This window comes from Streptomyces sp. NPDC006265, from assembly GCF_040613555.1.
Taxonomy (GTDB): Bacteria; Actinomycetota; Actinomycetes; order Streptomycetales; family Streptomycetaceae; genus Streptomyces.
The window spans coordinates 1-9086 of record NZ_JBEXSH010000318.1; the positions used below are offsets into that span (position 1 = coordinate 1).

Annotated in this window: 9 protein-coding genes; all 9 read right to left on the reverse strand. The window is 69.7% G+C overall.

Features of this window, described 5'->3' with window-relative positions; genetic code table 11:
- Positions 1-582: 582 nt before the first annotated feature.
- A complete protein-coding gene (locus ABZ281_RS24330) occupies positions 583-1734 on the reverse strand; it encodes an Mrp/NBP35 family ATP-binding protein (protein ID WP_356658627.1) in 1152 nt (383 codons plus the stop codon).
- A 58-nt stretch (positions 1735-1792) separates the two neighbouring features.
- A complete protein-coding gene (locus ABZ281_RS24335; RefSeq protein WP_356658629.1) occupies positions 1793-2857 on the reverse strand; it encodes a 2-oxoacid:ferredoxin oxidoreductase subunit beta in 1065 nt (354 codons plus the stop codon).
- The gene (locus ABZ281_RS24340; protein ID WP_356658631.1) at positions 2854-4785 is read right to left on the reverse strand and encodes a 2-oxoacid:acceptor oxidoreductase subunit alpha; all 1932 of its coding nucleotides are present in this window, start codon (positions 4783-4785) and stop codon (positions 2854-2856) included. Before ABZ281_RS24340 ends, ABZ281_RS24335 begins: the two co-directional genes overlap by 4 nt.
- Positions 4782-5120, reverse strand: a complete 339-nt coding sequence (gene fdxA / locus ABZ281_RS24345; protein WP_356658633.1) for a ferredoxin — start codon at positions 5118-5120, stop codon at positions 4782-4784. Before fdxA ends, ABZ281_RS24340 begins: the two co-directional genes overlap by 4 nt.
- A gap of 130 nt (positions 5121-5250) precedes the next feature.
- On the reverse strand, positions 5251-6024 hold the full coding sequence (locus ABZ281_RS24350) for an ABC transporter ATP-binding protein (RefSeq protein ID WP_356658635.1): 774 nt from the start codon (positions 6022-6024) through the stop codon (positions 5251-5253).
- Positions 6021-6905, reverse strand: coding sequence for an ABC transporter permease (locus ABZ281_RS24355; protein ID WP_356658637.1), 885 nt, complete (start codon positions 6903-6905; stop codon positions 6021-6023). The genes ABZ281_RS24350 and ABZ281_RS24355 overlap by 4 nt, the downstream gene beginning before the upstream one ends.
- Before the next feature lie 86 nt (positions 6906-6991).
- Positions 6992-8395 carry an ABC transporter substrate-binding protein gene (locus tag ABZ281_RS24360; protein WP_356658639.1) on the reverse strand — a complete coding sequence of 468 codons (1404 nt, stop codon included), beginning with the start codon at positions 8393-8395 and terminating at the stop codon, positions 6992-6994.
- A gap of 75 nt (positions 8396-8470) precedes the next feature.
- Positions 8471-8698 (reverse strand): ferredoxin family protein, encoded by a 228-nt coding sequence (locus ABZ281_RS24365; RefSeq protein WP_067022061.1) that lies wholly within the window; start codon positions 8696-8698, stop codon positions 8471-8473.
- Between the two features lie 12 nt (positions 8699-8710).
- A partial coding sequence (locus tag ABZ281_RS24370) for a HEAT repeat domain-containing protein (RefSeq protein WP_356658641.1) occupies positions 8711-9086 on the reverse strand: 376 nt, incomplete at its 5' end.

Genomic DNA, 9086 nt, shown 5'->3' on the forward strand with positions numbered 1-9086 from the left:
GGTGGGTGGCACCTGCCACCCACCCGTTCGCGTCGGCGCGCCCGCAGAACGCTCAGGACTGCGGACGGCTGCCGTGGTTCGCGCCGTTCTTGCGGCGGGCCTTCTTCTTACGACGTCGCTTCGAGGACATCGGACCTCCTCTTTCCGGCTTTCGGTCACCATCCACCGGATTGCCGCGTCCGGTGACTACGGAGCCACTTTCCAGCCGACGCGAACGCAAACACAAACGATGCGGATGCACACGGGTGGCCTACGTCACGGCAGGGGTTCCGGCTCGGCTGCGGAGGAACCTGGACAGGGAAATACTCAAGGGCTGTTTTCGGATGCCTCCGAAAACAGCCCTTGCTTGCGACTCATACGAGCCGGGACGACAGGATTTGAACCTGCGACCCCTTGACCCCCAGGAGTGAGAGCCACAGGAACTACCTACACATATCAGGTAGAACCAGGGCGCAGAACGTGCGTCCCCGTGCGTGCCGTTCAACATCGCCAGCACCGTGTGGTCCCCAAATGGTCCCCACGGCAGCGGTGACAGCGTGAGTATCGGCCTGCCGGACGGATCAACGAGCACACTCGGATGCTTCATGACAGGCTGACCGGGAGCCGGCGACCGGCCAGGCCACGACTGCGTGCGGACAGTCCCTCCGCGATTCCGCAGAGCGCCACCGCCGCGGGAGCCTCGGGAGCGCTCAGCACCAGCGGCGTACCGGCGTCGCCCGCCTCGCCCAGGAGGGGGTCCATCGGCACCTGACCCAACAGGGGGACGTCCGTGCCCAGCGCGAGGGACAGTGAAGCGGCGACCGTTCGGCCGCCGCCTGAGCCGAAGAGCCGCGTCGTCGAACCGTCCGGAAGCCGCAGCCACGACATGTTCTCCACCACCCCGGCCACCCGCTGACCGGTCTGCAGGCTGACGGCCCCGGCCCGCTCGGCCACCTCGGCTGCGGCCGCCTGGGGTGTGGTCACCACGAGGATCTCGGAGTGGGGGAGCAACTGGGCGAGGGAGATGGGGATGTCGCCGGTGCCGGGCGGCAGGTCGAGCAGCAGCACGTCGAGATCCCCCCAGTACACCTCACCGAGGAACTGCTGCAGCGCGCGGTGCAGCAGCGGGCCGCGCCACATCACCGGCGCGTTGTCCGAGGTGAACATCCCCACGGAGATCACCTTCACACCGTTCGCCCGGGGCGGCATGATCATCTTTTCGACACGGGTGGGGCCCGCCGTCACTCCCAGCATGCGCGGAACCGAGTGGCCGTAGATGTCGGCGTCCAGCACACCGACCGACAAGCCGCGGGAGGCCATCGCGGCGGCCAGGTTGACCGTGACACTCGATTTCCCGACTCCGCCCTTGCCGGACGCGACGCAGTAGACCCGGGTCAGTGAGCCGGGCCGGGCGAAGGGGATCACCGGCTCGTCCGTGTCACCGCGCAGGCTCCTGCGCAGTTCGGTGCGTTGCTCGTCGCTCATCACGTCGAGCTCGATGCGCACCTCTCGCACGCCGGGCAGCGCGGACACCGCGGCGGTGGCGTCCGCGGTGATCTTCTCGCGCAGCGGGCAGCCGGAGACGGTCAGATAGATGCCGACCAGCACCGCGCCGTCGGCGCCCACCGTGATCTCCTTGACCATCCCGAGGTCGGTGATGGGCCGCTGGATCTCCGGGTCGAGGACCGCGGACAGCGCCTTGCGGACCGTGTCCGTGGCCGGGGCGGCGTGCTCGTGGGTCTGTGCGGTTGTCACAGGCGGGGGCTCCGAATCCGTGGGGCGCTGGGTGTGAGGGCCGGGGGAAGGGGCGGCGTCAGCCGGCGACGGTCCAGGTGTCCTTGCCGGCGAGCAGGGACTGGAGGTCGGCGGGTGTGGTGCTCCTGGCCTGCTCGATCTGGGCGCGGACCTGATCGTCGTAGACCGGGCGGCTGATGGAACGGAAGACGCCGGTGACGTGGGCGAGATCCTGGGAACACAGCCGCGACAGGGCGAAGGCGTAGGAGGGGTCCTCCAGGGTGGCGTCGTGCACCACCAGCGCCTCCTCCCCCACTTCGGAGACCTTCGCCGTCTCCAGCCCTCCGAAGCCGGTACGGACGACGCCGAACTCCCCTTCGGCGCCGAAACGCAGCGGCTTGCCGTGCAGCAGTGGGATGAGCCGCCGCTCCCGCTCGCCGGGCCGCCGCAGAACCTCGAAGGCGCCGTCGTTGAAGATCGGGCAGTTCTGGTAGATCTCCACGAGCGCGGTGCCCCGGTGTTCGGCGGCCGCGGTGAGCACGCGGGTCAGCCCGGCGCGGTCCGAGTCGAGGACGCGGGCCACGAACGTGGCACCGGCGCCCAGGGCCAGCGAGACCGGGTCGAAGGGGGAGTCGACCGAACCCACGGGGGTCGATTTGGTGACCTTTCCGGGCTCCGAGGTGGGCGAGTACTGGCCCTTGGTGAGGCCGTAGATGCGGTTGTTGAACAGCAGGATCGTCAGGTTCACATTGCGCCGCAGCGTGTGGATCAGGTGATTGCCGCCGATCGACAGAGCGTCCCCGTCGCCGGTGACCACCCACACCGACAGATCGGGACGCGCGACGGCCAGACCGGTGGCGATGGCCGGCGCGCGGCCGTGGATGGAGTGCATCCCGTAGGTGTTCATGTAGTACGGGAAGCGGGAGGAGCAGCCGATGCCGGAGACGAACACGGTGTTCTCCCGCTTCAGCCCCAGCCGGGGCATGAAGCCCTGCACAGCGGCCAGGACGGCGTAGTCACCGCAGCCGGGGCACCAGCGCACCTCCTGGTCGGACTTGAAGTCGTTCGGCGACAGCTTCGTGTCGGACTCGGGCACCAGTGCCTGTCCGCCGATGCCGGGCAGGCCGAGGTCGAGGGTGGTCATGTCCGCACTCCTTCGATCACGTCGGTGAAGACGCCCTGGAGTTCTTCCGCACCGAACGGAAGACCGGCGACCTTCGTGTACGAGACGACGTCGACCAGGTACTTGGCGCGCAGCAGCAGCGCGAGTTGGCCGAGGTTCAACTCCGGGACGACGACGCGCCGGTAGCCGGCGAGCACCTCGCCGAGGTTGGCGGGCAGGGGGTTGAGGTGCCGCAGATGCAGATGTGCGACGGGGTGCCCGGCCCGCCGGACACGGCGTGCGGCGGCGCCGATCGGCCCGTACGACGAGCCCCAGCCCACCACCAGGACCTCGGCCCGGCCGGACGGGTCGTCCGGCACGGCGTCGGGCACGGTGATCCCGTCGATCTTGGCCTGCCGCAGTCGCACCATGCGGTCGTGGTTGTCCGCGTCGTACGAGATGTCGCCCGTGCCGTCGGCCTTCTCCAGGCCGCCGATGCGGTGTTCGAGTCCGGGAGTGCCGGGCACCGCCCAGGGCCGGGCGAGGGTGTGCGGGTCGCGCAGGTAGCCCCAGAAACCGCCGGATCCGTCGGGGGCGTTGGGCTCGGTGGTGAACTCGACGCTCAGGTCGGGCAGTTGCGCGGCGTCCGGGACGAGCCAGGGCTCGGAGCCGTTGGCGATATGGCCGTCGGACAGCAGCAGCACCGGGGTCCGGTAGGTGAGGGCGATCCGGGCCGCGTCGAGCATCGTGTCGAAGCAGTCCGCCGGGGTGGCCGGCGCGAGTACCGGCACCGGGGACTCTCCGTTGCGCCCGAACATCGCCTGCAGCAGATCCGCCTGCTCCGTCTTGGTGGGCAGGCCGGTGGACGGACCGCCGCGCTGTACGTCGATCACCAGCAGCGGCAGCTCGGTCATCACGGCCAGGCCGATCGTCTCGCTCTTGAGGGCGAGACCGGGTCCGGACGTGGTGGTCACGCCCAGGGCACCGCCGTACGAGGCTCCCAGCGCGGCGCCCGCAGCGGCGATCTCGTCCTCCGCCTGCACCGTGGTCACGCCGAAGTTCTTGTGCCGGGACAGCTCGTGCAGGATGTCGCTGGCCGGGGTGATCGGGTAGCTGCCGAGGAGCACCGGCAGCCCGGATCTGGCCCCGGCCGCGACGATTCCGTACGCCAGGGCGGTGTTGCCGGTGATCTGCCGGTACGTGCCCGGAGTCAGCGCCGTCGCGGGGGCGACCTCGAACGTCACGGCGAACGACTCGGTGGTCTCGCCGTAGTTCCAGCCGGCCCGGAAAGCGAGGATGTTCGCCTCGGCGATCTCGGGCCTGCGCGCGAACTTCTGTCGCAGGAACCGCTCGGTCCCGGCGGTCGGACGGTGGTACATCCAGGACAGCAGACCCAGGGCGAACATGTTCTTCGCCCGCTCCGCGTCCTTCTTGCTCAGACCGGAGTCCGCCAGTGCGCCCCGGGTCAAGGTGGTCATGGCGACCTGGTGAACCTGCAAGGAGGTGAGAGTGCCGTCCTCCAGCGGGTCGGAGCGGTAGCCGGCTCTGGCCAGGTTGCGCGGGGTGAACTCGTCGGTGTTCACGATCACCGTGCCGCCCGGAGGCAGGTCGGCGAGGTTCGCCTTCAGCGCGGCCGGGTTCATGGCCACGAGCACATCGGGCCGGTCGCCGGCGGTGAGGATGTCGTAGTCGGCGAAGTGCACCTGGAAGGAGGAGACACCCGCGATGCTGCCCTGGGGGGCGCGGATCTCGGCGGGGAAGCTGGGCAGCGTGGCCAGGTCGTTGCCGAAGGCCGCGGCCGCCGAGGTGAACCGGTCACCGGTGAGCTGCATGCCGTCTCCGGAGTCACCGGCGAACCGGATGACCACCCGCTCGAGCTGCTCGGTCCGTTCGGTCTGTTCGGTCCGTTCGGTCTGTTCGGTCTGTTCGGTGCCTGCGGGGCCCACCGGGCCGGCGTCGGTGCCGCTCATGGCGCTATGTAACTCTGGACGAAGGGTGTGTCGACACCGAGAGGACCGAGGTCCGCGGCACCGCCGGGCGAGCCCAGAGGCTCGGCCCGCCCGGGCAGCGGTTCGGAGAAGAAGCGCGCGTTCTCCGTGACGAACGGCGCGTCCTCGGGTGCGAGTTCCTCGACCGTGGCGATGGCCTCGACCGGGCAGACCGGTTCGCAGGCGCTGCAGTCGATGCACTCGTCGGGGTTGATGTAGGCCATGCGTTCCCCGACGTAGATGCAGTCCACCGGGCACTCGTCGACACAGGCGCGGTCCATGACGTCGACGCACGCGGCCCCGATGACGAAAGTCATGATGAGGTGACTCCTTTGGTGTGGGGTCGATCGAACGACCCGCAGCGGTTCGGCTCGGTCGGCCTCTGACGGTGCGGAAGACCTGGCGCGGGGGTGCGGAAGACCTGCGCGGTTGCGGTCGACCGGTGCTTCAGGCGCCTTCGGGGGAAAGCTCGGCGGGCGGAGCGTCCCCGAGCGAGGCGAGGATCTCGTAGCGGCGACGGGCGAATTCGGGTTCGAACTGGGCCCCCGGACGCCGCGGTCCCGGGATGTCGACGATCTCGCGTACGACGGCCGGGCGGGGGCTGAGCAGGACGACCCGGTCGCCCAACAACAGGGCCTCGTCCACGTCATGGGTGACGAAAAGGATCGTGGTCCCGTACTGCCGCCAGACGGAGATCAGCAGTTGCTGCATCTCCGAGCGGGTCTGGGCGTCCAGCGCGCCGAACGGCTCGTCCATCAGCATCACCCGGGGGCGGGTGGCCAGCGTCCGGGCGAGCTGCACACGTTGCCGCATACCGCCCGACAACTGGCCCGGCAGGTGGTCGAAGAAGCCCTCCAGACCGACCTGGGCCAGGAGTTCCTCCGCTTCCTGACGCCGCCGGCCCCGGGGCACGCCACGCAGCTTCAGGGCGTACTCGACGTTGCGCGCCGCCGAACGCCAGGGCAGCAGGGCATCCTCCTGGAAGACCATCGCGCAGACCGTGTCGGTCCCACCCACCGGTTTCCCGTCGACCTCCGCACGCCCGGCGGTGGGTGTGAGCAGTCCCGCCAGGGCCCGCAGAACGGTCGACTTCCCGCACCCGGACGGTCCGAGCAGGACGACGATCTCTCCCGGCCGTACATCGAGGTCGACCTCGGCGGCCGGCATGTCGCCGAAGGCGAGCTTCATTCCTTCCAGCCGGACCCGCGCTCCCGCGCTCACCGGGCGTTCCTCGGCAGCCAGCGGTTGATGCGCGCCCCGAGCCGCTCCACCAGCCAGGCCGTGCCCCACCCCAGGATGCCGATGGACAGCATTCCGACGATCACGCCGGAGTAGTCGAGCAGGCCGTAGGACTGCCAGGTGTAGTAGCCGATGCCGAACTGGCCGGAGATCATCTCGGCGCTGATGACGCAGATCCAGGCCACCCCCATCGAGACGGACAGCCCCGAGAAGATGCCGGGCATCGCTCCCGGAAGCACCACGTGCGCCAGTACGGACAGCCGGCGGGCGCCCATCGTCCGGGCGGCCTCCTCCCACACCTTGGGCAGGGTCTTCATCGCGTGGATGGTGCTGACCACCACCGGGAAGAACGCGGCGAAGAAGGTGATGAAGACGATGCCCTGCTCGCCGGTCGGGAACACGAGGATCGCCAGCGGGACCAGGGCGATCGCCGGGATCGGCCGGGCCACCTCGATCAGCGGCCGGACCAGTGACTGGACGACCCGGGAGCGCCCGATCGCCATGCCGATGGCCACCCCGCTCACCGCGGCGAGCCCGAAGCCGAGCAGGATGCGGCGCACACTGGCCAGCAGGTCCTGGTAGTAGCTGCCGGAGGTCAGTTGCCCCCTGAGCGTGTGGAACACCTCGACCGGGCCGGGCACCTTGTCGAAGCGCAGCCACAGGACGACGTTGTCGGCCGTGAGCAGGTACCAGATCAGCAGCGCCGCGGTCAGCGGCAGCGCCGCCCGCACTACGGCGGCCAGCCGGCGCGGCCACCCGCCGAGCGCCGTGAGCGGGCGCAGACCGGGGCGTGATCGCGGGATGACGGTGATCGGATCACCGGTGGGTGTCAGGGACTGCTGGGAGACGGGAGTCGTTGTCATGCGTCCTCTTTCCTGCGATACCTGCGATACCTACTCGGCTCTGCGACGGGTGGTGCCGAAGCGCGGCTCCTGCGAGCGTGGCGGGCTCACGAAGCGGCCTCCAGGGCCGCCTCGTAGCCGAGCCTGCGGGCGTCGGGGTGGTCCGCCAGATAGGAGTCCGCGTCCGCGGCCACCGCGTACGGCAGCAGCCGGGAGTTCGCGGACCGGTCGGGGTCGAGCACCCAGGTCGCGGCGGACGCGAACATCCGCGTCCCGTACTTCGCGTCCGGGACGTAGGCGGCGCGTACCTCCCCGCCGTGCGCGGCGATCTGCCGCAGCAGGCAGGTGGGAGTCACCGCCACCCCGGTCGACTTCTGACCGCTGAACCACACCTCCGAGGCGGTGCTCGGATCCTTGACGGACTCGTGGCAGACGGGGTCCTGGCCGCCGAGCCTGCTCGGGGACGCGGTGCTGTTGCCGGCGGCGTCGTACGAGGCGCCGTAGATCTTGCGGAGATACCTGTCGTTGACGAACTTGTCCAGGTCCAGGTCCTTCACCGAGCCGAGGTCCTTGAGGAAGGGCAGGTCCTTGGAGAGCGCGTCGACCAGCTGGGGTTTGATGGTCGGGTCGAAGGTCACCAGGCCGCTCGGTCCGTTGTAGAGGTAGACCACCTCGGGTTCGATTCCCGTGACCTTGGCGACCTGCTGGGCGGCGGCCAGCGGGTGCTTGTTGAGGTAGTCCGCGGTGTCGCGGACCGACTCCAGGAAGGCCCGCATCACTTCGGGGTGATCGTCGGCGAACGCCTTGCGGGAGACGACGGCGTGGAACGTCGGGACGCCGTTGGATCCGCCGTCGTAGAGCAGCCTGCCCTGCTTGCGGAACACCATCAGCTGCGGCCAGGGCACGAACTGGGACAGCGCGGCGACCTGTTTGCCCTCCAGCGCCGAGGCGCCGACCGCCGGTTCCTGGTTGAGCAGCTTGACGTCGTCCGGGCTCAGCCCGTTCTTCCGGAGGGCGTTGACGAGCATTCCGTGTGCGGCCGAACCGACACTGGTGGACAGGACCTTGCCACGCAGATCGGTCAGCTTCTGCGCTGGGGAATCCTTCGGCACGACGACCTGGTTGAGCGATCCGCGCAGGTTGTAGCCGGTGACCGCGACCAGTTCCGACCTGGCGTCGGGGAATTCGGCGGTCTTGGAACCGTTGACGAGGACCGGGTAGTCGCCCATGGAGCCGATGTCCACCTTGCCGGCGATCATCTGGGCGGTCAGCGGCGGCCCCGAGGGGAAGTCCTGCCAGACGACCTTGTAGTGCGCGCCCGAGGTCTTGCCGATGGCGTTCAGCTTGCGCTCGAAGGTGCCGCGGTCGCGCAGCAGGGTGCCGGCGGTGACGGTGTTGATGGTCTTGGACTGGTAGCCGATGTTGACCACCACGGTCGAGGAGCCACCGGCCGAGGTGTCGGTACCGCAGGCACTGGCGCCGAGCCCCAGTACGGCGGCTACGGCGAGCAACAGCCGACGGCGGGACCGATGCGGGAGCGAGGGCCGTGGGACAGGATGCGGAAAGGGATACATGTCAGGCTCCAGTCACCGCAGCAGGAAGGGGATGTCGACCGTGACCGCGTCGACCGGGCAGCGGGCCGCGCAGGGGCCGCAGTACCAGCACTCGTCGACGTGCATGTACGCCTTGCCGGTCTCGGGGTGGATGGCCAGTGAGTCCAGCGGGCACATGTCCACGCAGAGGGTGCATCCGTCAATGCACTTGGATTCGTCGATGGTGACCGGTACGTCGACCCGGTTGGATGCTTGCGCCATCAGAGGTCTCCTTCAGCCTGTCGCGGTGTCGGTGGTCGGGGATTCGGTGAGTTCGGTACGAGCGTCGGACAGGCCCATGCGGGCGAAGGCGCGGACATCGGCGTCCACATCGGCGACGGCAGCCTCGAGCGCCGCCCGGACCTCCGGACGGCCCGCCGCCAGGCCCCCGAGGGCGCGGACGGCGGCCTTGCGCACATCGAGGTTGGTGTCCCGGGTCGCGGCGATCAGCGGGGCGACCGCCTCCAGGGGATCGGCCACGGCCAGCGCTGCCGCCGCCCCCTGGCGGATCTGCCAGGCGGGGTCGGTCAGAGCCATACGGGCCAGAGCCGCCGCCTGCTCGGTGCAGCCGGTGTGCGCCATGGCGGACAGCGCCGCGGCCCGGACCAGG

What these genes read in the sequence shown, in the direction of transcription:
- ABZ281_RS24335 (WP_356658629.1), bottom strand. Translation starts at nt 2,857, where the DNA reads ATGACCACCCTCGACCTCGGCCTGCCCGGCATCGGCGGACAGGCACTG.
- ABZ281_RS24355 (WP_356658637.1), bottom strand. Translation starts at nt 6,905, where the DNA reads ATGACAACGACTCCCGTCTCCCAGCAGTCCCTGACACCCACCGGTGAT.
- fdxA (WP_356658633.1), bottom strand. Translation starts at nt 5,120, where the DNA reads ATGACTTTCGTCATCGGGGCCGCGTGCGTCGACGTCATGGACCGCGCC.
- ABZ281_RS24365 (WP_067022061.1), bottom strand. Translation starts at nt 8,698, where the DNA reads ATGGCGCAAGCATCCAACCGGGTCGACGTACCGGTCACCATCGACGAA.
- ABZ281_RS24340 (WP_356658631.1), bottom strand. Translation starts at nt 4,785, where the DNA reads ATGAGCGGCACCGACGCCGGCCCGGTGGGCCCCGCAGGCACCGAACAG.